General features: G+C 34.5%; 21 protein-coding genes, 1 pseudogene and 1 other annotated feature. Of the genes and pseudogenes, 8 read left to right on the plus strand and 14 right to left on the minus strand.

Translation table 11 applies throughout. From position 1 onward, the window contains the following. Window positions 1-55 precede the first annotated feature (55 nt). The 3 genes from proB to KHA93_RS06440 all read right to left on the minus strand — a co-directional run bounded on the left by proB (window position 56) and on the right by KHA93_RS06440 (window position 2381). Complete coding sequence (gene proB / locus KHA93_RS06430; protein ID WP_213109981.1) at window positions 56-1156, minus strand: glutamate 5-kinase; 1101 nt, start codon at window positions 1154-1156, stop codon at window positions 56-58. A 62-nt stretch (window positions 1157-1218) separates the two neighbouring features. Further along, window positions 1219-1433 (minus strand) — a binding site (T-box leader). Between the two features lie 44 nt (window positions 1434-1477). Beyond that, the gene (locus tag KHA93_RS06435) at window positions 1478-1759 is read right to left on the minus strand and encodes a DUF6509 family protein (RefSeq protein ID WP_213109982.1); all 282 of its coding nucleotides are present in this window, start codon (window positions 1757-1759) and stop codon (window positions 1478-1480) included. A gap of 10 nt (window positions 1760-1769) precedes the next feature. Then, entirely contained in the window at window positions 1770-2381 is a 612-nt protein-coding gene (locus KHA93_RS06440) for a DedA family protein (RefSeq protein ID WP_213109983.1), read from the minus strand. Window positions 2382-2515: 134 nt separating this feature from the next. On the opposite strand from KHA93_RS06440, the gene KHA93_RS06445 reads away from it, so the two are divergent. Next, the gene (locus tag KHA93_RS06445; RefSeq protein ID WP_213109984.1) at window positions 2516-3901 is read left to right on the plus strand and encodes an amidase; all 1386 of its coding nucleotides are present in this window, start codon (window positions 2516-2518) and stop codon (window positions 3899-3901) included. An 89-nt stretch (window positions 3902-3990) separates the two neighbouring features. On the opposite strand, the pseudogene KHA93_RS23830 reads toward KHA93_RS06445, so the two are convergent. Then, window positions 3991-4065, minus strand: a pseudogene (locus KHA93_RS23830) (putative holin-like toxin); the annotation flags it as partial. A 180-nt stretch (window positions 4066-4245) separates the two neighbouring features. Here KHA93_RS23830 and KHA93_RS06450 point away from each other — a divergent pair. Next, window positions 4246-4626: a VOC family protein gene (locus KHA93_RS06450; RefSeq protein ID WP_213109985.1), complete on the plus strand. Its 381-nt coding sequence runs from the start codon at window positions 4246-4248 to the stop codon at window positions 4624-4626. 128 nt (window positions 4627-4754) lie between these two features. Here KHA93_RS06450 and KHA93_RS06455 read toward each other — a convergent pair whose 3' ends face one another. From KHA93_RS06455 to KHA93_RS06465, 3 genes are all read right to left on the minus strand, one after another. Then, window positions 4755-5270 (minus strand): hypothetical protein, encoded by a 516-nt coding sequence (locus KHA93_RS06455; protein ID WP_213109986.1) that lies wholly within the window; start codon window positions 5268-5270, stop codon window positions 4755-4757. 263 nt (window positions 5271-5533) lie between these two features. After that, on the minus strand, window positions 5534-6406 hold the full coding sequence (locus KHA93_RS06460; protein ID WP_213109987.1) for an alpha/beta fold hydrolase: 873 nt from the start codon (window positions 6404-6406) through the stop codon (window positions 5534-5536). An 85-nt stretch (window positions 6407-6491) separates the two neighbouring features. Then, complete coding sequence (locus KHA93_RS06465; RefSeq protein ID WP_213109988.1) at window positions 6492-7487, minus strand: phosphotransferase enzyme family protein; 996 nt, start codon at window positions 7485-7487, stop codon at window positions 6492-6494. 307 nt (window positions 7488-7794) lie between these two features. Here KHA93_RS06465 and KHA93_RS06470 point away from each other — a divergent pair, with 307 nt between their 5' ends. Further along, a complete protein-coding gene (locus tag KHA93_RS06470) occupies window positions 7795-9186 on the plus strand; it encodes an MATE family efflux transporter (protein WP_213109989.1) in 1392 nt (463 codons plus the stop codon). Between the two features lie 209 nt (window positions 9187-9395). Here the strand turns inward: KHA93_RS06470 and KHA93_RS06475 are convergent, their stop codons facing one another. The 5 genes from KHA93_RS06475 to yfkAB form a co-directional block, all read right to left on the minus strand. Further along, the gene (locus tag KHA93_RS06475) at window positions 9396-9581 is read right to left on the minus strand and encodes a hypothetical protein (protein WP_213109990.1); all 186 of its coding nucleotides are present in this window, start codon (window positions 9579-9581) and stop codon (window positions 9396-9398) included. 38 nt (window positions 9582-9619) lie between these two features. Continuing rightward, window positions 9620-12790 (minus strand): ATP-binding cassette domain-containing protein, encoded by a 3171-nt coding sequence (locus KHA93_RS06480; RefSeq protein WP_213109991.1) that lies wholly within the window; start codon window positions 12788-12790, stop codon window positions 9620-9622. Between the two features lie 476 nt (window positions 12791-13266). Further along, a complete protein-coding gene (locus KHA93_RS23110; protein WP_349772345.1) occupies window positions 13267-13683 on the minus strand; it encodes an SRPBCC family protein in 417 nt (138 codons plus the stop codon). After that, a complete protein-coding gene (locus KHA93_RS23115; RefSeq protein WP_233711065.1) occupies window positions 13684-14007 on the minus strand; it encodes an ArsR/SmtB family transcription factor in 324 nt (107 codons plus the stop codon). It lies immediately after the preceding gene. Window positions 14008-14201: 194 nt separating this feature from the next. After that, the gene (yfkAB, locus tag KHA93_RS06490; RefSeq protein ID WP_213109992.1) at window positions 14202-15326 is read right to left on the minus strand and encodes a radical SAM/CxCxxxxC motif protein YfkAB; all 1125 of its coding nucleotides are present in this window, start codon (window positions 15324-15326) and stop codon (window positions 14202-14204) included. A gap of 805 nt (window positions 15327-16131) precedes the next feature. Here yfkAB and kynU point away from each other — a divergent pair. The 3 genes from kynU to kynA are packed head-to-tail and all read left to right on the plus strand — an operon-like array spanning window position 16132 to window position 18892. Then, the gene (gene kynU / locus KHA93_RS06495) at window positions 16132-17403 is read left to right on the plus strand and encodes a kynureninase (protein WP_213109993.1); all 1272 of its coding nucleotides are present in this window, start codon (window positions 16132-16134) and stop codon (window positions 17401-17403) included. Further along, complete coding sequence (gene kynB, locus KHA93_RS06500; RefSeq protein ID WP_213109994.1) at window positions 17403-18041, plus strand: arylformamidase; 639 nt, start codon at window positions 17403-17405, stop codon at window positions 18039-18041. The genes kynU and kynB overlap by 1 nt, the downstream gene beginning before the upstream one ends. Window positions 18042-18043: 2 nt before the next feature. Continuing rightward, window positions 18044-18892, plus strand: a complete 849-nt coding sequence (gene kynA, locus KHA93_RS06505; protein ID WP_213109995.1) for a tryptophan 2,3-dioxygenase — start codon at window positions 18044-18046, stop codon at window positions 18890-18892. Between the two features lie 64 nt (window positions 18893-18956). On the opposite strand, the gene KHA93_RS06510 is transcribed toward kynA, so the two are convergent. After that, complete coding sequence (locus KHA93_RS06510; RefSeq protein ID WP_213109996.1) at window positions 18957-19241, minus strand: hypothetical protein; 285 nt, start codon at window positions 19239-19241, stop codon at window positions 18957-18959. Window positions 19242-19531: 290 nt separating this feature from the next. Then, entirely contained in the window at window positions 19532-20290 is a 759-nt protein-coding gene (locus KHA93_RS06515; RefSeq protein ID WP_213109997.1) for a hypothetical protein, read from the minus strand. A 257-nt stretch (window positions 20291-20547) separates the two neighbouring features. On the opposite strand from KHA93_RS06515, the gene KHA93_RS06520 reads away from it, so the two are divergent. Both KHA93_RS06520 and KHA93_RS06525 read left to right on the plus strand, forming a co-directional pair. Continuing rightward, complete coding sequence (locus KHA93_RS06520) at window positions 20548-21549, plus strand: RES family NAD+ phosphorylase (RefSeq protein WP_213109998.1); 1002 nt, start codon at window positions 20548-20550, stop codon at window positions 21547-21549. Window positions 21550-21994: 445 nt separating this feature from the next. Continuing rightward, complete coding sequence (locus KHA93_RS06525; RefSeq protein WP_213109999.1) at window positions 21995-22459, plus strand: hypothetical protein; 465 nt, start codon at window positions 21995-21997, stop codon at window positions 22457-22459. The last annotated feature ends 155 nt before the right edge of the window (window positions 22460-22614 follow it).

Consider the following 22614-nt stretch of genomic DNA (forward strand, 5'->3'; position numbering starts at 1 on the left):
ATCAATTACTATTAGTTGGTTATGGACAATCTGTTAATCTGAAGATTGAAATACATTAAACCTGCACCCAACGATTTCGATGTATTACTTCAATAGAAGGTGCAAGAGCTTCCATTCCTTTTTCATCATTTCTTCTTTTTATTTCCTTTTTTAATTCGTCGGAAGAATAGCTGACTTCTCCTTTTCCTATTAAACCATTAATCCCAAAGACTTCTACAACATCACCTTTTTGAAAGGTGCCATTGATTTTGAATACTCCTGCAGGTAATAAACTCTTTCCATTATAAAGAATCGCTTCTTCTGCACCTTGGTCGACGTAGATCTTCCCTGTTGATTCTGAATGGAAGGCAATCCACTGTCGGCTCGTATTGATTGGAGAAAAATCAGAGCTGGAAATATACGTGCCATCTCCATTACCGTGAAGGATATCCATCAATTTATCCGGTCCCTGCCCCTTTCCGATAAAAACAGGGACACCGAGAGAAGTAGCTGTTTTAGCTGCCAGCAATTTGGACCTCATTCCGCCTGTTCCGACTTTAGAACCTATTTCATTCGTTGCTGAAAGCATTTCATCTGTAATTTCATTTAATAAATCTAATTTCTTCGCCAGCGGATTTTGGCGAGGATTTGAATCATATAATCCGTTAATATCAGTTAAAATAATGAGCTGATCTGCATGAACAAATCCACTTACTAGAGCAGAGAGCATGTCATTATCTCCAAAGGTCAATTCTTCCACAGAAACTGTATCGTTTTCATTGATTATTGGCAAAATTCCGCGTTCAAGTAATTCCATAATTGTCGCATAAGCATTTCTGTATCTTTCCCGATTGGAAAAGTCATTTCGAGTTAGAAGAATTTGTGCAGGAATTATTTCGTATTGGCTAAATTTTTCAATATACGATTGAATCAATACACTCTGCCCTACTGCAGCAGCAGCTTGTCTTCCTTTGATTGTAACAGGTCTAGAAGGATATCCTAGACGAGCAAATCCGGCTGCAACTGCTCCGGAAGAAACCAAAATTACTTCATGCCTAGCTTTGCGAAGTTTAGCAACTGCTTGTACATGGTCATTTAGCTTCTCCTGATCAATTTCTCCCTTTTCATTTGTTAATGAACTACTGCCAATTTTTACAACAATCCGTTGCTTTCTCATACTCCTATCCCCTTGCACTTTACATTATATGGAAATGATAAAAAAGCCCCTTCATCCCTTTGCTTAAGGACGAAAGAGCTTTGCTTCCGCGGTACCACCATAATTAGATGTAATATCCATCTCACTTTGCCTCATAACGCGAGGTCTGCGCTTATGTTTTTTCATAAGACTCTAAAGGCAGGTTCTGTAGATTAATTGTGGCGAAACCTTTCAGCTCATAAATCTCGCTCTCTTTCACAACAAGGCCTACGTACTAGTCCTTCTTCAACGTTCAGTGATTTTATAATATTATGACGATGAAATGATAAAAAGTCAAGTGGTTCAATCAAGATGCTGAGAACAATAATCCGCCACCATTTTTTCCTCTTCTTCATCCAACGCAAAATCCAAAAACTGGTTTGTCACTTGTTCCATAAAATTATAATTTGCAACTCGCTTTTCATCTCCAATGATAGAAAAAATTACTCGTAATTGGATACCATTTTCCGAAAAAAGTTCATCATCCTCAAGTACATCAAGATCGAGGAAAAATTCATATCGATCTCCTTCAAGAATTCCAGTTGGATCAAGCAGCTGCTCTACTGTATGTCCTGTAATTTCCATATAAAAAAACCTACTTCCTAAACAATCTTTTTTTCATAAATAGTATGGCTAACATTACTATTAATACTACTAAAATAATATATATGATATTTGAATAAACATCCATTATCTGAACGATATCTTCCCACGATTTTCCGACTGTAGCGCCTAAACGTATTAATACAATATTCCAAATGAACGTTCCAACAGATGTTAATAGTAGAAAAATACCAAAATTCATATGAGCCATTCCTGCTGGTATTGAAATCAAGCTTCGAACCAACGGAATAAATCGACAAAAGAACACGGTCCACATTCCATATTTGGCAAACCAAGCATCTGCCTTATGTAAATCATCTTTTGTTAATCTTAATATATGACCGTATTGTTCAACTATTTTTTCCAATCTATCGATATTGATAAGATGACCAATTCCATATAACACAACTGCTCCAACAACTGACCCTAATGTGGCGAACCACACAATCCCTAAAACAGTAAGATTAGTTTTAGTCGTCATAAAGCCACCAAATGTTAAGATTATTTCAGAGGGTATGGGTGGAAAAATGTTTTCAATTGCGATTAAAAATAGGATTCCGATATAACCAAACTTTTCCATGATCTCAATAATCCACGTTTCCATCTTGTACACTCCTAAAATAATCATTACTTTATCATATAGAAAATCGCCTAATTTTATTACTAGTTGCTAGAAGGACTTTTTAATCTAATGATATGGTAAGCTAATAATATACTATTTTGTGGAGGTTCGATAATATGGAAAATTTGTCGATTCGTTCGCTGAAAGAAGGTTATGAGAAAAAACTATTTTCTCCTGTTGAAATTACAAAAATGTATTTAGAGAGAATCCACCTTTTTCAGGACTTGAATGCATACATAACGATAACAGAAAATCTAGCACTTCAACAAGCTGAAATCGCAGAGAAAAAATATGTAGCAAATGAAGCCGTGGGAACTTTAGAAGGAATCCCTCTCTCTTATAAAGATAATCTTAATACGAAAGGCATACGGACGACGAGTGGCTCCAAAATCGATGAGAATAATATCCCTAAAAAAGATGCTGGTGTTGTTCGCATCCTTCAAAGAGAAGGAGCTATTCACTTAGGAAAAGTCAATATGCACGAATTTGCGTTTGGGATTACATCAAACAATCCGTTTTATGGACCTGTTAAAAACCCATGGAATAATGAATATTCACCAGGTGGATCAAGTGGTGGCTCAGGTGCAGCGGTTGCAGCTTCTTTAAGTGTAGCTTCGATAGGAACAGATACAGCTGGTTCCATACGCATTCCCGCTGCATCCTGTGGTGTTATTGGATTAAAACCGACACACGGGTTAGTTGATGCTTCTGGGGTAAAACATATTTCTTGGACACTTGACCATATTGGCCCTCTAACTAAAAATATAGATGATTTGGCCATTATGATAGAGGCCATGACGGGTATAAATTATTCAACTAGATTGACAGAAGATATACGCGGATTAAGAATTGGTGTTCCGAAAAACTATTTTAATGAGGGAATTGACGAGAGTACTGCCACATTTTATAAGAAAGCATTAAAAGATTTTGAGAGTCTCGGAGCAATTCTTATCGAAATCGATATCCCCTATTCGCTTGAGGATCTTGCTCTTTCCTTTGCGATTGGATTGTCAGAAGCTGGATTTGTACACGAAGAATCTATCTTATCTGAGTTAGATTCATATGGTTTAGATGTAAAAGCTTCTCTTGAAAACAGCCACTCGATTCCAGCCATTGATTATATAAAAGCATTAAAAAGAAAAGATCAACTCACTTCACAATTCGAACGGCTATTTGAAACAGTGGATGTCATCGCTACTCCTACTACACCAATCACTCCTCAAAAAATCGGTGAGGAAATAGTCGAGATTAATGGCATTCAAGATAGTGTATTTAATACGATGATTCGGCTTCCTGCTGTATTTAATTTAACTAGTCAACCCGCATTATCAATACCTTGTGGAGCAGCAGAAAACGGACTTCCCGTTGGATTACAGCTTGCTGCTGCACGTTTTAATGAACGAGTTTTGATTAGAGCTGGTTTTTCCTATGAACAAGCATTTTTACAATCATTTTACGAAAAAAGAAATAGAATATCGGAACTAGCTATTGAAAAAAAATAGGATTGTTTTCATATATGAATTATTTAGAGCATAATGAATGAAAAATATAATAAAGTCAAAACCGCCTAGTATCCAACTCAAGGGCGGTTTTATTCTTTATCTTTTAATGACAACACAGCTACAATCAATATTCCGAAGGAAATCATGATTGTTAATGCTTCATATACTGTCTAATACGGCAACACCTCCCTCCTATTTGGAGGACTATTTGCCGACCATCTAATCAGTAAACCAAATATGATTTAATGTTCTTGATATAAAGAAATTAAGTGGAAATACTAAAAAATCTTAACTCTTATGATAAAATGATGTCTAGCTATTAACTTTTTTAGGAGGCTATGTAAATGATTAATCAAGTTGGCCAAATCATGTTATATGTACAAAATCAAGATGAGTCAGTAAAATTTTGGACGGAAGAAGTAGGGTTCGTTATCATTTCAGAAACAGATACTGGTCAAGGAATGAGATGGATTGAAATTGCGCCATCAAAAGAAGCACAAACTAGTATTGTCCTCCACAACAAAGATTTAATCGCTAAAATGCAACCTGAATTAAATCTTGGTACACCTTCTTTAATGTTTTTCTCTGAAGATCTAGACAAGTTATATAAGGACTTGACAGATAAAAATATTACGGTCGGGGAAATAGTAAATATGCCATCTGGAAGAGTATTTAATTTTGCTGATCGTGAAAATAACTATTTTGCTGTGATGGAGAGAAAGTAATTCTGAAATAACTTTAAGAAATGCAGGGTATTGATCCCTGCATTTCTTATTTTCGTTCCTTTACTGATGTTCAAATGATTATTTTCATTTTCCATTCATTATAGGACCAGGTATTCTCTAACCAATCATCAAATCTCAGATAGTTCTTCCAACGTTTTTAATACATGATCAAGAAAATCTCCGATTTCATTCATATTTTCCTCGTTGATTTTATGTTTAAATCTAACTTCAATTGTGTCAATGTAATCTGATCCTTCTTGTGCATACTTAAAACTCAAGGTTTGAGTTAATTCAATTTCATTTTCCCAAATAGAATTTAATGCTTGCTCAATGTCGTTGCACTGAATAGCTACATTATCGATGCGTTTATAAAATCGTAAAGTGATGGAACAACCTGGATTTGCACCTGGCCATTCTAATATTTCCTCTGCTAAATCCTCTATAGAAGCCTCTAATACTATTTCAGCTGTTATATCTGGGTGATCGACCAAAGCGAAGTGAATGGAAAAATCTCTAGCTAGAACCGCTAAATCCATTCGATCCACTCTGTCCAAAATGGTTATTATGTGATCGATATTATCAAGATCGTATATATGATTTTCGAATGCTACTTTTAAATTCTCAAAAACGGTTGGGTCGTACATATTAGTCCTCCGATGGAAAGTATCTATGCTTCTCAAGATAGGCAGATATTTATTAGACATTGTTTTTTTTTAGTTAACATATTTCTATATTCTGTATGTTGATTATCCTTGTTAAGCCATTTAGCTTCCAAGTACTTATTTTTCCTATACTAGTTAATTTTTCCACCTAAGCTAAAAAGATGAGACAAAATGCTTCATCTCTAACATTACATCCAATAACTCATTCCTTTTAATTTATCACTAAATCTTAATAGAATAACGATTCATTTTAAAAACGTTACCTTCAACTTAGTTTGCCAGCTATGAATTTCGCTAGCTACTTTTTCTGGGTGCTCCCAATGAACCATATGATTAGTCTCATCCATAGAAACAATCGTAACATCTTTTACATTTCGTCTTAATTCGTTTATTCCCCTTTTCCTAGCATTCTCTAAATCCATTGGAAGAGTTGAATGGATTAAAATCAGTGGTGATTTAATGTATGGGTATGTTGTAATAAAGCTTTCTTTAAAAAATGCTTTAATAATAGATAATACAGTGAATTTTGAAGTGATAAGCTCATATTTTTCATATTTATTGAAAAGTGTTGATACCATTAGTTCTATTTTTTCGTTCCATCGTTGTGTAAATTGTTTATACTCTCTTGCAACATCTTCCCAAGATTCGAAAACTGAAGAATGATCCATATAATATTTCCAACCATTATATACTTTTGAAAATGTCATATCCTCCTGGAAATCTGGAAATGTATAGCCACCATCTAGTAAAATAACACCTTTAATTTTTTCCGAGTTATATTTTGCATAATGTAGTGCAATATCTGCTCCCCAAGAATGACCTAAAATATAGAAAGGTTCTTTTAATACGTGCTGAAATACATGATCATACCATTTTACCAGCTTTGAAAATAAGTATTCATCTTTATTTTTAAACGGAGGTGTTTTTCCGTGACCAGGACTGTCGAATGCCAGAATATAATAATTTTCTTCTAGGTATTCAGCCATTTCAAAAAAGGCTGATGCACTATTACCAAGACCGTGTAAACATACTATCGCTGGTTTGTTACACTTACCCCATTCATAATAGTGGACATTATACCCTTCTATTTCAAAAAATAATTCCCTTATGATTAACACCCAGTTCCTCATTATTTTCCTGACTATTTCTTGAAGTTAGTACGATATTCCTTCTTCAACAAACCTAATAGTCCTATCTGTAAAGTTAAAAGTTGTACAGGATACTTTCTCCATTTAAAAAGGGTTTGCAATGTAGTTTACAAAGCAATGGCATGCGTTCTCTAATCCATGGGTGTACTTCTTCATTTTCCATCTGATTTGCATAATATCCCATTATCGAAATCAACATAAAACCTTCCACAATTAGTAATATATCTTTCGAATAAGTGGTGTTTCCAAAATACGCTTTCAAGAAAATATCTCTTGTTTCTGGAGTAGTATTCAAAGCACCCATAGCCACGTCTAAAAGATAATGACCGTAACCAAATAGCCCAAAATCGATAAAAGCAATTTCCTCTTTCTCCGTCACAAGAATATTACCCATATTCAAATCTCCGTGAATAATTCCCCAATCATCGGCGTTTTCCTTATTACCAAACAGACGTGAATGTATTAATTCGACTGTTTGAACGATAATATCGTACTCATGCCCCCTGAATAACCCTTTCTCCACACCTTTATATATATGAGCCAGCATATTCTCATTTTTATTTCTGCCGTAATGTGGTCGTGATTGTGTTATGTCATTATGTATTAAGCCCTTAAAATATTTATGCAAATGGGCTAACTGAACTCCTAATTTAGTAACTAGCTCGCGATTCGAAAAATCTTCCCTTTGTAAATTTCTACCTTCAATCCATTTTAACAATGAACAATAGATGGACTGGTCAGCTATAAAAGAATATTTAGTAATTAGTTGACTAGAATGGGTTTGCACTGGTTCTTGTACAATTAAATCAGTTTCTTCTGTCATATCTTGAAGTAGTGCTAGTTCGCAATGTACCCCTTCTTTTGTATGTTGCAATCCTTCCATATTTTTAGTGATTGGATGATGAACGCGAAATAAATAGGAATGTTGTAAACTTGTATCGATGATTTTATATGTTAGATTTTCATTGTGTCTTATTAATGAGATTTGAGGAGCGTTTATGCCATACTCTTGAAGTATCCTTTTGAGTTCTGAATCATGTATAGATGCCATTTCATAAACCACCTTCTATTACAAGCTATAAAATTAAGTTCTATATATTTACAGTAAAATCCTTTTTTATCTAAATAAACTACCTTTTTTGACAGAAATCCCCATAACGCAGAGAAAATTTTCCATTATAAGTATTGTATTCTAGTAAGAATCTGATAAAATTTCAATATTGTATGAATATACTTAAATTTATGGCTAAAATTAAAATTGGTCCCTATTCACCTTTATACAATGAAAAGTCCGTTTTTCATCATGGCTCCAATTTACATATAGAAATAACACTCTAAAAAAAAGAAGGGTTCCAATAATGAGCTTATTTGTACGAGAAAAATCATTTTATAAAACATTTTTCACCTTAACAGTGATCATTGGTCTACAAAACATTATTACATTTGGAATTAATCTATCAGACAACTTAATGGTCGGAGGATATAGTGAATATGCACTCTCCGGAGTTGCACTGGCTAATCAGATTCAGTTTGTACTGCACATGCTCGTCATGGGTGTTGGAGAAGGCGTTGTCATTATGGCTTCGAGATACTGGGGAGCTAAAAACATCGTATCAATCAAGAAGATATCGAGCATTGGGATGAGCCTAGCCATTTCGGTTGGATTGATTATGTGGGCGATTATCTTTTTCTTCCCTGAAGACGTCCTGTCATTGTTCACTAAAGATGTAAACGTTATATCAGAAGGAACTAAATTTTTGCAAATCATTTGCTTTTCTTATGTTTTCTTTGCTATTACTAGTATTCTACTAGCAATTCTAAGGAGTGTGGAAACTGTAAAAATAGGATTTATTTTGTCTACTTCCACTCTCATCATCAATGTTTGTTTAAATTACATCCTGATCTACGGACATTTTGGGTTTCCAAGCTTGGGAGTGCAAGGTTCAGCTATTGCAACTCTAACTTCAAGAATCATAGAGTTTATTATAATTATCATTTTTGTAAAGCGCTTTGACCAAAAGATTTACTTGAAACTTCGTGATTTCTTTAACATTGAGTTTGGTTTATTTAAGCAATATATCAATCTGGGATCACCAATTATTATGTCCAACTTTATTTGGGGTTTAGCGATGGCAGTACAGACTGCTATTCTCGGACATATGGGTGCTGCTGCGATTGCGGCAAATAGCATTGCGACTACTGTATTTGGTATTGTAGCCGTTGCCGTTTTTGCCTCTGCTAGTGCCACAACCGTATTAATTGGCAAAACGATAGGTGAAGGAAACGTCAATAAAATTAAATCGTACGCTAAAACCTTACAAATCTTATATCTCATTATTGGATTCTGTACAGGTGTACTCTTGTTTATTACAAAGGGTTTGGTTCTCGATTTTTATTCCATTTCTGAAGAAGCTAGATCTCTTGCATTGCAGTTCATGACCGTTTTATCGATAACGGTTTGCGGTACTGCCTACCAGATGCCAGCTTTAACAGGAATTGTTCGCAGCGGTGGCGATACAAAATTTGTTTTGATCAATGATACAATTTTCATGTGGATGATAGTGCTTCCAGCTTCAGCCCTTTGTGCATTTGTATTTGAACTATCGCCTTTGATTACTTTTATTTGCTTAAAGTCGGATCAAATCTTGAAATGTTTTGTAGCAATTGTGAAGGTAAATCGATTTAAGTGGATTCGGACGTTTGATTCAGCAGCGGATGAAGTGGATGGAAAAATCCTGAAGGCGAATTAAGAAGAAAATTATCTTTTAAAAATATATATTAATTATAAAAGCAGACCCGAATGAATCGGGTCCTTTATCTTAAAGTATATTTTCACATTCTTCATGTCGTGAATTTGAGAAGAATCTTTCACATCTTTTTTAATTTCGTGAATTTTGATGGTGGATGATGAATTGTTTTTATACCATATTTACCTACTAGAATACTGTCCATTATATCTTTAATTAATGTATTTTCTAGAATAGTTTTTAAAAGGGATAAAAAAAGGTATAGCATTTTTTCTCACTTCATTGTTTTTTTGTCTATCTAGAATAACATTTTTTAATTCTTTTAAACCAGCAAGCTCCTCTTCAGAATAGAATAAAAACTCATTTGCAAATATTACTGCAAATGAGTTTTCTATCACTGACTAACATCTAGCTTTGTTTGAACATAAGGCTTGTTCTACACATTTTGTTCAAGACATTGATATACTGCCATCATATCTCGTTTATTCAACTCACGAATACGATTGAAAATTGGAATATGTGCAACAGCCTCAAGGTTCGAGTCTTCAGCAAAAACATCTCTTACTGTACCTGTTAGCCATGTTTGGACATCTATGCCATCGACTTTTTCCTTCCGTCCTTCATCATCGATACCACTTGCATAACAACTAACACATGGAATTGTTAATTTAAACACACCATCATGCAGATTATCTTCTGTTATTACTTTCTTTCCTTTACAAAATGGACATGGATGACTTTTTTTAATCTTATTAATTTCGGTGACAATTTTTTTGTAACCAAACGCTTCGTAGACATACGTTATTTTTTTAAATTTTCCTTTGGTGAAATACTTTTCAATAATGGTTTCTCTCGTTTCATCAATATTAGAAAAATCACAGATTGTAATCCGATTTTTGCTGCTTATTGCTTCGATATTCCCTTTAATTCTGTCCCAGAATGGTAAAACATTTTGTAATACCATTTCATAGCCTACAAAGCTTGCTAGTTCTAGTTCAAGCATTTTCAGCGATACTTGTGTTTCCCTAGGTAGTAAGGAGACATCTTCCGTAAGTGTAATATCGCCGCCAACAATTGCTTTTAGTTTTACCAGTTCTGGTAAGTTACCTACTGATTGTATAACTTGATCGATCGGTGTTTGAATAATCTCTCGAATATCGGTGTCACCATATTTTAGTTGTTTATGGTGGTTTAACACGGTTCCCTGACAGACTGGACAAGTAATCATCTCTTTTGATGCTTTCATATGCTCTTTAATCATTGATTTCGAAATAGACATATAGCGCCCAATAATTACATTAAAGCCTTCCCATGTTCTCCTTGTCTTGCCTTCCTTATCATAGAATGACTCTTCCCAATACCCATATAAAAAAGTCTGCTTTTCTGCTTCAGTCATATCATTATAACTTTTACTTATATCCTGGCCGAGCTCATTCTTTATCTCATCAAAGAGGAATTGCAATTTCGGGTATTGATAATATTTTAATACTTCCATTACGTCCGGATGTAATAAGCCATCCCAGAATGGTACGTTTTTGTCTTGAATGACAACATCAATATCAAATTTTTCAATAACCCTGCGACCAGAACAGCTTGGACAATGATTTTCTTGATTATAGAAATCGAAGCTTCTTGTATCTTTATTCGTCGGATGAGAAGCCACAATATGGTTGATCAAACCACCTATCTCATAAAGAAAACTATATTGACTATACAAATGCCTTTCAAGATCAATGGCAATGACAGGTGCAATAGTATCGGATTCGTATTCCCCATAAATTAGACGCGCCATGGATGATAAGCTTTTTAAGATGCCACCCTTATAGACGTTTTCTGCATTTTTAAAATAGTCGATATGGTTTTCTTTTAAGTATTTAATGCCATTATTTGAATCAAGTGTTGAAGAAATATGCATTTGAGCAACTCTATTTGTACTGTTATGTTGACTAAAATAATCATCATGACTGATAACATCAAGATGTCGAACAGGTTCTAGCTGTCTTTTACCAAAATCAACAATAAAATCAGAGCTTTCGAGCATATAGTCGTTATGTTCGATCATCATGATGCTGACAGATTCATCTTGGAGAATGACCCTGACACTATCAATAAATTGGTTTAAAATATTTTGTGATAAACCTTTGGAAGGCTCATCAAAAATAAAAAGCGTATGTGGGTTTCTTGAGTTCGAAAACAGCTCAGAAACTAAATGAACACATTGAAATTCACCTGTCGATAAGGTTTGTGTCTTTCTTTCCAAGGTCAAATATCCGAGTCCTAGTTTGATCAATAAGCTTAAGCGCTTATGAGCGATGTCTTCATTTGGAATGTCCTCAATAATGTCTTCAATGGAGCGCTCAAAAATATCATCAATTTCGTCACTGTATTTTGTAAGTCTCCTTTTGATATCAAGAAACGTTGCAACAGTTGACCTACTGGTAATCGATTGGTTTCGATCTTGACCTACCATAACCAGTTTATCTTTTGGATATCGCTTTAGAAAATCTTTGGATATACACTCATTGACAAGGGTTGACTTACCACATCCAGACTCACCCGTAAAGGTTACAAGTCTATTTTTTGGAATCTGAATTTCAGACATTTGAATATTACGACAGTAAAGATCATGAAATTGATAGTATTCTGTAGGCATTGCCTGATTTCGTTCCCAAAAAACAGGTTTTGGACGTGGTGATTCTTCAACAATTTTCCCGCCATATTTCCCACTGCCAGGTCCAAAGAACAATTGCTTATCAGTTGTATCGAGCACTGTGTCAGAATGATCAATGAGCCAAATTTCATTCTTATAGCCTAATTGATTAATCTGTTCTAGTATTTTCAAAAGTGTTTGGTGATCAAGACCCACGGAGATTTCATCAATAATAATAATGGTATTTTCACTAGAAGACATGAATTCTGCCAAGTAAAGTCTTGTTAATTCTCCACCTGACAAAGTACCCATAATGCGATTTAATGTTAAATAACCTATATTCATATTGATAATATTTTTAAGAATAAGTTGTTTTGCTTCACTAATATGTAAATCTTCTGCTAGTGTAAGTATCGTTTCAATGCTCAACTCATTAATATCGGAAATACTATGTGGTTGATTCAATAATTCTATTCTTTTTTGCTCAACTTCCTGATTATAACGCCTACCATTACACTTATTACATTCGACATTTTTGGTAGTCCCACGTCCTTTACAAGTTGGACACCAGCCCAATTCATTATTAAATGAAAAAACTTCTGGAGAAAGATTAAATTTTTCAGCAAGCCGCACGCGGATCTCTTTAAAGACGGTGGTATGGGTGCCAATTGTTGAACGTGGATTGGAAGAAATAGATGATCTTCCAAGAAAAAGGACTAAGGGCATGTCTTCCATCTTTATGGCACTAAAATTCGTTTCCATAATATTAGAAAACAAATACTGATATTCTGCCTTTGGTAATAAGGAAACGAGCCGCTTCTTGGATTCTTCACCAATAGTTTGACAAAATGTGGTTTTTCCAGATCCGGACAAACCAGCAATTCCTAACGATTGATCTTCAGGTAAGATGGTATCTAATCGGTTAATATTGTTCGCAATTAATTGATTTACTTTCATCAGCTATCCTCCCCATTCTCTAAATTTAGTATTGCCATGTATGTAAAACTTCAAATGAATCTATTGTGTTTTATAATCGACAAACTCATAATAATTTGATAAAAAAATTTTCTACGTCACTTAAATTTTATTAACGAAAAGTTTCATGGCGTAAAATCTCGCAGTTAGTAGTCCTTTTATCAACGCCCCACAAAGTATTTATCTTCCCTCAGTTGTATGATAAAAGCTTCTACAACCATCCCTCTTCCTTGGCTTTAAAAATAATTATTACAAAACTACCTATTAAACTCAATTCTTTATTAATAAAAAATGACGCTTTTCTTTTCCCGGAAAAGCGCCCTATTTATGAAGAAAGGTTTAATTGTATAAGACGATTATAAAAAATTTAATAAATTTCTATTAATTGATATATTCTAGTACCCACGTAGAAGGTTGGTGCTAAAAAGCAAACATCCTAGTGAATGAAGAAATCCTCTTTACAATTCAGCCAACACTTTTTCGAGTTGTTCTCCATTTTTCGTCCAAGCATAATTTGCACCCTGGATGGCTCCCGCACGGGCTTTTGTTGCTTCACTGAATCCAGTTTGCTCTAAATGGAGATGGGTGGTTCCATCATCAGCTTCTGTTAAAGTCCATGTAATAGTAGTTCTTTCTCCAGCACTTAGCCAAGTGTAAGATAATGTATGAGGCTCGTTCACTTCGAGCACCTCGCCATCTACAATGCCATCCCACCATTCATTTGGCTCAGATCGAAATTGGAATTTATGTCCTTCAATTTGTTTAAAGTCATTTTTCCATATCCATTTTGCAAGCATATCCGAATCTGTTAATGCGTTCCACACTTTGCCTATTGAACTTTTATAGTGGAAATCTAATGATACATCTGCCATTATTTACTCCTCCTCTAATAAACTTCTTAAAATTACCATTCTATCCGTCCAAAACTTCTCGTAAAAAGATACCCAATCTTTAATCTCTTTTAAGGGAGCTGCATTTAGTCGATACCTTGTTTCTCTACCGACTTTACGATCAGCAACTAAACCAGCATTTTTAAGAATGGCCAAATGTTTTGAAACAGCAGTACGCCCCATTTGAAATTGAGGGGTTAATTCATGAAGAGGTAGCTCTTCTGCTTCTGCTAACAAGTGTAATAATTTGCGTCTTGTTGGATCAGCAATGGCCCCATAAACATCTCGCTCTAGATTTTTATCGTTCAAAACCACCCTCTCCTTGCAAATTGGACACCAATTGGTGTCTTTATTATAAGACACCAAAAAGTGTCCAGTCAAATTTATTATTACATATTGGAGTTAGTTTTATTTTCTTAATTAAGCTTTATAGAATTAACACTGTTTATAACATCTTCTAAAGAATTAATTTGGTCCACAAAATGTGGTCTATATATTTAAATCTATATCCTCGCTTTTCTTTGTTGGAAATCCTGTTCCGGATAATAAGTATTTTTCACTAACAAATTTGGCCCGAGACAACGAACTGATGGACAATGACAATTTAACGTTTTTGCCAAAGGATTCTCAATCCATTTATCGAACAAATGTGTTAGAGATTCTGTTTGAATATTACCAAGAGCTGGTACATCCCCAAAATCAGCGACAATGACATCACCAGTAAATATATTTACATTTAATCGAGATCTACCATCAGGATCATTCCGGACAGATACATTTTTACTCTCATAAATTCTCCGCTGTAAGTCGAGATCATCCTGATTTTCATTACATGGATAAAATGGAAGTGTACCAAATAACATCCATACATTTTCATCACGAAAATCTAGAAGCTGATGAATGGCAGATTTAGTTTCTTCTAAGCTTAAAACCTCAAGATTTGCAGCAAAGTCACTTGGGTACATTGGGTGAATTTCATGACGCGTACACTTCATCTCTTCTACAATTTGCCTATGAATGTTCTCAAGATAAGGCAGAGTCCTCCTATTCAGCATCGTTTCAGCTGAAACCATAACACCTGCCTCCGATAAAATCCTGCTATTTTCAATCATGCGTTCAAATTGCTGTGCACGTTTTTCACTTGGCGGCTTTTTATCCATATTTGCAAAACCACCATCAATAAAATCATCTACAGTACCCCAATTATGGGAGATATGTAACACATCTAAGAATGGGATTACAGTTAAATAACGATCTATAGGCATAGTTAAATTAGAATTCATCTGAGTACGAACTCCACGGGCATGTGCATATTTTAATAAGGGAAGAACGTAATTTTCTACTGATTTTTTTGAAAACATCGGCTCTCCGCCAGTGATACTAATCGCTCGTAAATGTGGAATTTCTTCCAACCTTCTAATTATTAACTCAATCGGTAAAGCTTCAGGATCTTTTGGTTGCAACATATATCCTACCGCACAATGCTCACAACGCATATTACATAAATATGTGGTTGTAAATTCAATATTGGATAAAGTCAATTTTCCATGTTCTTCAATATCTAAATATGCTTCCCAAGGATCATTATCTGATTTCATGCTGTTAATTTTTATCAAGTTGTTTATCATTAACCTGACTTCCTTTACTAAAGTTTGACATCTCTTTCTTTTCTAAGAGGCAATTCTAATTTTAGCATGAAAAAATTGTCGGAAGAAATCCCACTGCAAAAATATAATTGTACTTTTGCTCCTTTTAAATTTGCGTTCTACATTTTATCTGAACGTTTCAATATATAAGAATAGTAGTAAATCCTTCTAACAACAAATCCCCTCTTACTATCAAAAAGGGAGATTCTTATCAATCTGCTATACAACAAACTATTATTATATAATTGGCGAAGGTCCTATCCAACGCATGAATTCTACAAAGTGCCTTCTTAATAATCTTTATATCCCACAATCCGTAGTTAAAACAATTCTCCCATCCATCTGGATCTTCTATTGTGGAACCTTCTAAATCCTAATTTAGAAGGTATCGGGCAAGGTTTTCCCTCTTGTTAACTATACGAAATACTGTTTAGGAAGCGGATTGCCAATCCCATACATGGCCCGTTGCCTCTCAATATCTTCTTTGGTTGTGCCTGTCTAAATAAGCAAACGGATCCCCGGGAGCCAGTTTTGCAAGGGAAAAAATAAGGGTGGTTATGATAATCAAGTTGGGAGTAATCCCGAGGATTCTGACAAATATATACTTATACAATGAATCACTCTCCATTTATTCAGCAAATTGCTCTTTTTGTTTTGCATAATATAAATGGCAAGCAACATAGTGACCCACCTTCATTTCCATTCCTATTTGCAATCATGTATACTGAGTTTTCAGAAGAGTTCATATAGATGTAATATTGTAAATTAATAAAGGGGTGCCAATTACATGCATACGCAGTTTTCCTATGCACAAGAAATGGATCAAAGCGATGTGCTAAGAGAATACCGCAATGAATTTTACGTTTCGGAGAAAAAAATTTATTTTGACGGAAATTCATTGGGGCTTTTATCAAAACGTGCTGAACTTGCAACAGGGAAAATATTAGAAATGTGGAAGGAATATGCCATCGACGGATGGACTGAGGGAGAACATCCATGGTTTTATTTATCCGAAAAGCTTGGTGAGATGTCGTCCAAACTAATAGGGGCAAAGCCAAATGAAGTCGTTATAACAGGCTCAACTACAACAAATCTCCATCAACTCGTTGCTAGTTTTTATAAGCCGGAAGGAAATAAAACAAAAATACTTGCCGATGAATTAAACTTTCCTTCCGACATATATGCATTAAATAGCCAGCTAAACTTGAGAGGCCTTTACCCCGACAAATATCTAGTTCAAGTGAAAAGCAAAAATGGAGACACACTGGAAACAGAAGATATTATCTCTTGCATGACTGAAGATATTGCCTTGATTGTTTTGCCCGGGGTTCTTTATCGCAGTGGCCAAATTCTAGATATGAAGACATTGACAGAAGAGGCGCGAAAACGAAATATTATTATAGGCTTTGATCTATGCCACTCTATAGGAGCCATTCCGCACCAATTGTCAGAATGGGGTGTTGACTTTGCTTTCTGGTGCACGTACAAACATTTAAATGGAGGACCTGGAAGTGTTGGCGGTCTTTATGTGAATGAAAAACATTTTGGCCATCAACCCGGACTTGCTGGCTGGTTCAGCTCGGCAAAAGATAAACAATTCGATATGGAGCATACGCTGATACCAGCTGTAAATGCCGGTGCCTATCAAATCGGCACGCCGCATTTATTAAGTGCCGCCCCATTATTGGGTTCATTGGAAATGTTTGAGGAAGCAGGCATCGATAAAATTCGTGAAAAATCACTGCGTTTAACAGATTACCTGATGAAATTGATTGATGCTGAACTGGTGGAGTACGGCTTTACAATTGCCAACCCAAGGAATGACCTGACACGAGGCGGACATATTTTTCTGAAACACCCCGAGGCAGCCCGTATTTGCAAGGCTTTAAAATCTGAGGGAGTTGTGCCGGATTTTCGCAACCCGAACGGAATTCGTCTGGCACCGGTCGCTTTATACAATACATTTGCAGAAGTTTGGCATGTCGTGCAAATTTTGAAAATAGTAATGGCAGAAGAACGTTATAAAAAGTATGAAAACAAGCGGGGTGTAATTGCCTAATGACCAAATGGATTGATATTTCCCAACCGCTGACAAACGATATGGCGCATTGGCCAGGAGACACACCTTTTTCTTTTTCGCTTACGTACACAAAGGAAAAAACTGGATCCGTTAATATCGGACAAATGACAACCAGTTTGCATACAGGAACACATATTGATGCACCATTTCACTATGACTCGAGTGGAAGAACAGTGGATCAACTCGATTTGGATCACTATATTGGCAAAGCGTTTGTTGCGGACGTAAGCCATACTGAGAAAATAACGGCAGCGGTATTACAGAAATTCAACTGGGACAATGTTACTCGAATTTTATTGCGGACAGCACTCCCAAATAATCCGAAATATTTTCCGGAAAAAATGCCCTTTCTGGATCCTGATATTGCTCCATTTTTGAAGGAAAAGGGTGTAACATTACTAGGTGTTGACATGCCTTCCGTTGATCCGCCTGACAGTAAAACGTTAAACACCCATCATGCACTTTACGAACATGGAATTCATATTTTGGAAAATCTAATGCTTGACCATGTAAAGGAAGGTTACTATGACCTAATTGCCTTGCCGCTCGCAATTACAGGGGCTGATGGGAGTCCGGTGCGTGCTGTTTTAGGGCCAATTTTGGAAGGAGAGATTTAAAAATGCGTGAACATGATCCGAATGATACATTTAAATCAGAAAAAAACATCCATACCAATTTTAAAGAAAAAATGACGTACGGTGATTATTTGCAGCTTGATACATTATTATCCAGTCAAAAGCGATTATCCGACCATCATGATGAAATGTTATTTATTATCATTCATCAAGTAAGCGAATTATGGTTAAAGCTGATAATTCATGAAATCCAAGCTGCCATAGGGGCGATTGAGCGGAATGAATTACAAACTTCATTTAAAATGCTGGCCCGCGTTTCAAAAATTCAAACTCAGATTATCCAGGCATGGGATGTATTATCAACATTAACACCTACAGAGTACATGGAATTTCGCGACAAATTGGGAAATGCATCCGGCTTTCAATCCTATCAATATAGGTTGGTTGAATTTGTCCTTGGCTATAAAACGCCTTATATTCTAAAAATCTATCAAAAGGATTCGGAGCTTTTTAAGATTTTGGATAAAGCATACCATAGTCCAGGGCTTTACGATGTTACGATTCAGGCATTGTCCCGTGCAGGATTTCCAATTAACCCAGGGGTTCTGCATCGCGATTTTTCAAAAACATATGAAAAGGATGCCACTGTCGAACAGGCCTGGCTAGCAATCTATCGCAATGTCGACAAGTATTGGGATTTGTACCAACTGGCGGAAAAACTGGTTGATATCGAAGATTGGTTCCAACAGTGGCGCTTCCGTCATATGAAAACGGTTGAAAGAATTATCGGACATAAAACAGGAACCGGAGGCTCATCGGGTGTTGGTTATTTAAAGAAAGTTCTTGATAACTATTTCTTCCCGGAATTGTGGGAGATTCGGACAAAGATATAAATGAATAGGATATACGGGTTTGCTTGATGAATTTGGGACAAAGGAAAGAAATACGATTTTACAGTTAATTTACGTCCTTGTTTCTTTCTTCTATTCTCTCTACACGTTTAAATAAAAATCGATAAATTAACCGAAAAACTTCCTCTAATGACATCTCCTCTTGGAACCCATTTACATAATTCAAAGCGAAATTCAAGTCCCATAGACCATCATTTTGATTAAACATTAATTCAAATCTTGCATCATCTCCATGTAAATCTTTACGTAAGTTTTCTTTAATAGATATCTCAAACTTTTTCTGTAGCTTCAATCCTACCATGACGTCGTATGTTCCAAATACATCGTTCACTAACAGAGTTTGTTGAAATCGGCCAACTACCTTTATTTAACCAAGATTTTGAAGGAGACCTTGGAACTCCCGCAGAATATACAGAATTCCGTAATACAATCAAAGAATTAGACGCGGTATTATTGTCTTTGTGGAATTATTCTTGATAGTTTAGTCAAAGAATTTTTTAGGCCCTACTTCATCAACTCAGGTGCATTATTTGAATAAAAAACTAAGAGTTTTTACTCGGAATAGGTTATGCCGGGAGAAAAACTCTTTTTAACACTTACCAACTTCTGTGAAATAGATTATTATTTAATAAAATCTTGGTATTTTTCTTTGTAATTTTCTCTTGCCTCTTTAATAATCTTGTTTTGTACAGGAATTGTAATTGTGTATATTGCCAATAATAGTGAAACTACACTAATACCATTAGAAAAATTCAACCATTCTTGTGCCTTTACCCATGAAGATAATATCCCAAGAACCGCTACGTGATCACCTTCAGTAAATTTGATAAAACATAGCATCCCATATAAAACAAACAAAAAATATAAAAAGGAATTTATCAAACTTATATTATAAAAAACTTTTTGTTTATCCAATTCTATATACTTTGACAGCTTCTTTTGACTTATTTGCAAAAACCTATTTACTTCTGGTTCTCTCTCAAACGGAAACATTTTTTTCAGTCCCCAATAATATAGTACGTTAATCAAATAATATATAAATACACCAGTAACGTACAAATAGGCAAACAAAACCGCAACCAATCCATAACCATAAATAATTTGATTATTTATCAATGTAAGTAGAAAAATGAAAGCAAATGAAAGTAGTAATAAATATAACAATACTTTAAATCCTAATGGATAGTCCTTTATCTTATTCTTAGAAACTTGTACTAATAGATACATTGTCGCTGAGAATAATAATGCAGAGATTATTAATTGAAAGATAGGAATGTAAAATAATATTAAAAGCATCCCTAAGAAAAAAACAAGGACAAACGTTATAGCTTCTCTTTTTTTTAGCTTTCCTAACTCTGCTAATCTATAGTAGTTTCCCATAGCCGTACCTCACAACCGATTTTTATTTGAATCATAAAAATTAAAATCATAGCATTATTAAATCTATACAATTTTATATTCTACCTTAAAATCAAAGTAATTTTGCATAATAATTAGTTCGTTTGTTTTGATATGAAGGTTACTATATTTATCTTGCTACAATAAGAAATGTTATAATAATTTATGCTAAAGTAATTACATTGTAGAGAGGATTTGATGAAATGAACTGTTGTCTACATTGCTTTGAAGACTCTTATATGATAGATAAAATTAAAAACGAAGGATTTATTTCAGACTGTGATTACTGTGGTGAACAAAATGTTCCTGCCATTAATATAGAAATGTTAGTTGGAGATTTCGAGAATTTATTTTCTATCTATGAACCCACAACCCATGGTGAACATTATAATTACCATCTCCAGTGTGCTACAGATAATGGTAATCTTTTAGAAGAACTAATACAAGAAGACTGGCAAGTATTCTCGGATGAAACTAATCAAAATGAGCTTTTATTTGATATATTAAACTATCATAGAGACTTTGAAGATTCTTTAGATCGTCATGAATTATATTCTAAAAATAGTAGTGCTTTTACTTATGTTAGTAGTAGTGAGATGTGGAATGAATTTTCCAACTCTATCAAAAGAAGAAATAGATACTTTCCCGAATATGATTTATCAAATGAATTAAAGATGTTACTTCACAACAAAAAAGTCCTATTTGATCCCAATTCACAATTTTACAGAGCAAGAATTGGTAGATATTCTGTTGAAGAAATGGGGCCGCCACCATATGATAAAGCTACTTCAGGAAGAGTGAATCCAAGAGGAATACCCTACCTTTATGTTGCAAGCGATAAATACACATGTATTGCAGAAACACGACCTTGGATTGGTGCAAAAGTAACAGTCGCAACAATTCATGCCAATAAGCAACTTAAAATTATAGATTTAAGCTCTAAAGAGTTCTTAAGTTCACCTTTTCTATCAGATGATTTATCTCAAACTATTCAAGCACAAGAACTTTTGAATTACCTCGCTTACATACTAACAAAACCTATTGATCCATCTGTATCAGATATTGAATATATTCCAACACAATATCTTGCGGAGTTGATTAAAAACCTTGGTTATGATGGTTTAAAATATAAAAGTTCTCTTGGCTCAGGAGTAAACTATGTTTTCTTTTATCCAGATATGTTTGATATCATGACAACACATGAATTTGATGTAACAGCGGTTGGATATGATTACAATTAGATAGCTTAATCAAATAGATAATTATACTTACTATATTGTAGTTTAACTAATTCCCCCTACTCATTATAGGGAGAATTAGTTTTACAGAATTATCTATTTGAACATAGCCATTTGAAATAACCATTAAATAACTTGTAGACCTGTTAGATAGATTCAATAATTTGTTGATTATATTGGCTCTGGTCATTCATATTTCTGATTATAATATCCAACCGAGAAAGATTTTCTTTAGCTTCATTTAATCTCTTGAAACGAACTTTTATATTTACCTGAGCTATACCAGAGGCGACTTTTCTTGGATCAAGTGATTTTTCCCTTATATTCCCGGAATTTAAGGTTGTACGGCAAGGTATTGGTAGAATCTATCATATATTTATTAAATAATTCCGATTTGCAAGAAATGTATGCTACAATAATGGATAGATTATGATTGGGAGATTATTAAATGAATACATTTTTATATTCGGGTAGTATTTGGGATATTCTAACTGCTATTGGAACTGTAGGTGCTGTAATTGTTTCTTTATGGATTGCAATACGTTCATCTAAAAAGAAAATTACATTGATAATTGCTCCAGATAGCATTTTCCAACACCACTATGAATTGAACTTATTAAAAAATCCTTTTGATTATTTTGTAATTAAAGAAGTTGGAATTATATATAGATATAAAAAAGTACAGTTTTCAAACAGTTATAAAAGTATAGAGTTATTGGATCAGACAGGAACTACAATTGATCATGAAGTACCCTTTGCATTCTCTAAAGGGCACTTAATAAAAATCCATCTAAGTAGTGTAAAATTAGACAAATGGTATGGAAAAAAAATAAAATTTTATATTAAAGATTTTGAGGACAATGTTTTTAAAACTAACAAAGTAAAGTTATCTAATTTAGAGAAGAAAAAATAATCTAACTGGTACTTTTACTATCACAAACATTTTTCCAAACGGTTCTGACCGTTCGGAATGGAATGTTGCTTTATTTTCTGTGGAATGATGTCAATAATTAAACAAAACTTGTGGACTGCCCAACATTACGGAATAAATCTATTAAAGCTCAAAAT

Source organism: Lederbergia citrisecunda (genome assembly GCF_018343695.1).
Lineage (GTDB): Bacteria > Bacillota > Bacilli > Bacillales > Bacillaceae_C > Lederbergia > Lederbergia citrisecunda.

Excerpts from the sequence above, each read along its gene's own strand:
- KHA93_RS06435 (WP_213109982.1), bottom strand. The coding sequence starts at position 1,759 with ATGGAAATTACAGGACATACAGTAGAGCAGCTGCTTGATCCAACTGGA.
- KHA93_RS06480 (WP_213109991.1), bottom strand. The coding sequence starts at position 12,790 with ATGAAAGTAAATCAATTAATTGCGAACAATATTAACCGATTAGATACC.
- KHA93_RS06450 (WP_213109985.1), top strand. The coding sequence starts at position 4,246 with ATGATTAATCAAGTTGGCCAAATCATGTTATATGTACAAAATCAAGAT.
- KHA93_RS06515 (WP_213109997.1), bottom strand. The coding sequence starts at position 20,290 with ATGGGAAACTACTATAGATTAGCAGAGTTAGGAAAGCTAAAAAAAAGA.
- kynU (WP_213109993.1), top strand. The coding sequence starts at position 16,132 with ATGCATACGCAGTTTTCCTATGCACAAGAAATGGATCAAAGCGATGTG.
- KHA93_RS06455 (WP_213109986.1), bottom strand. The coding sequence starts at position 5,270 with ATGTACGACCCAACCGTTTTTGAGAATTTAAAAGTAGCATTCGAAAAT.
- KHA93_RS06445 (WP_213109984.1), top strand. The coding sequence starts at position 2,516 with ATGGAAAATTTGTCGATTCGTTCGCTGAAAGAAGGTTATGAGAAAAAA.
- KHA93_RS06520 (WP_213109998.1), top strand. The coding sequence starts at position 20,548 with ATGATAGATAAAATTAAAAACGAAGGATTTATTTCAGACTGTGATTAC.
- KHA93_RS06465 (WP_213109988.1), bottom strand. The coding sequence starts at position 7,487 with ATGGCATCTATACATGATTCAGAACTCAAAAGGATACTTCAAGAGTAT.
- kynA (WP_213109995.1), top strand. The coding sequence starts at position 18,044 with ATGCGTGAACATGATCCGAATGATACATTTAAATCAGAAAAAAACATC.
- kynB (WP_213109994.1), top strand. The coding sequence starts at position 17,403 with ATGACCAAATGGATTGATATTTCCCAACCGCTGACAAACGATATGGCG.
- KHA93_RS06440 (WP_213109983.1), bottom strand. The coding sequence starts at position 2,381 with ATGGAAACGTGGATTATTGAGATCATGGAAAAGTTTGGTTATATCGGA.
- KHA93_RS06525 (WP_213109999.1), top strand. The coding sequence starts at position 21,995 with ATGAATACATTTTTATATTCGGGTAGTATTTGGGATATTCTAACTGCT.
- proB (WP_213109981.1), bottom strand. The coding sequence starts at position 1,156 with ATGAGAAAGCAACGGATTGTTGTAAAAATTGGCAGTAGTTCATTAACA.
- KHA93_RS06470 (WP_213109989.1), top strand. The coding sequence starts at position 7,795 with ATGAGCTTATTTGTACGAGAAAAATCATTTTATAAAACATTTTTCACC.
- yfkAB (WP_213109992.1), bottom strand. The coding sequence starts at position 15,326 with ATGATAAACAACTTGATAAAAATTAACAGCATGAAATCAGATAATGAT.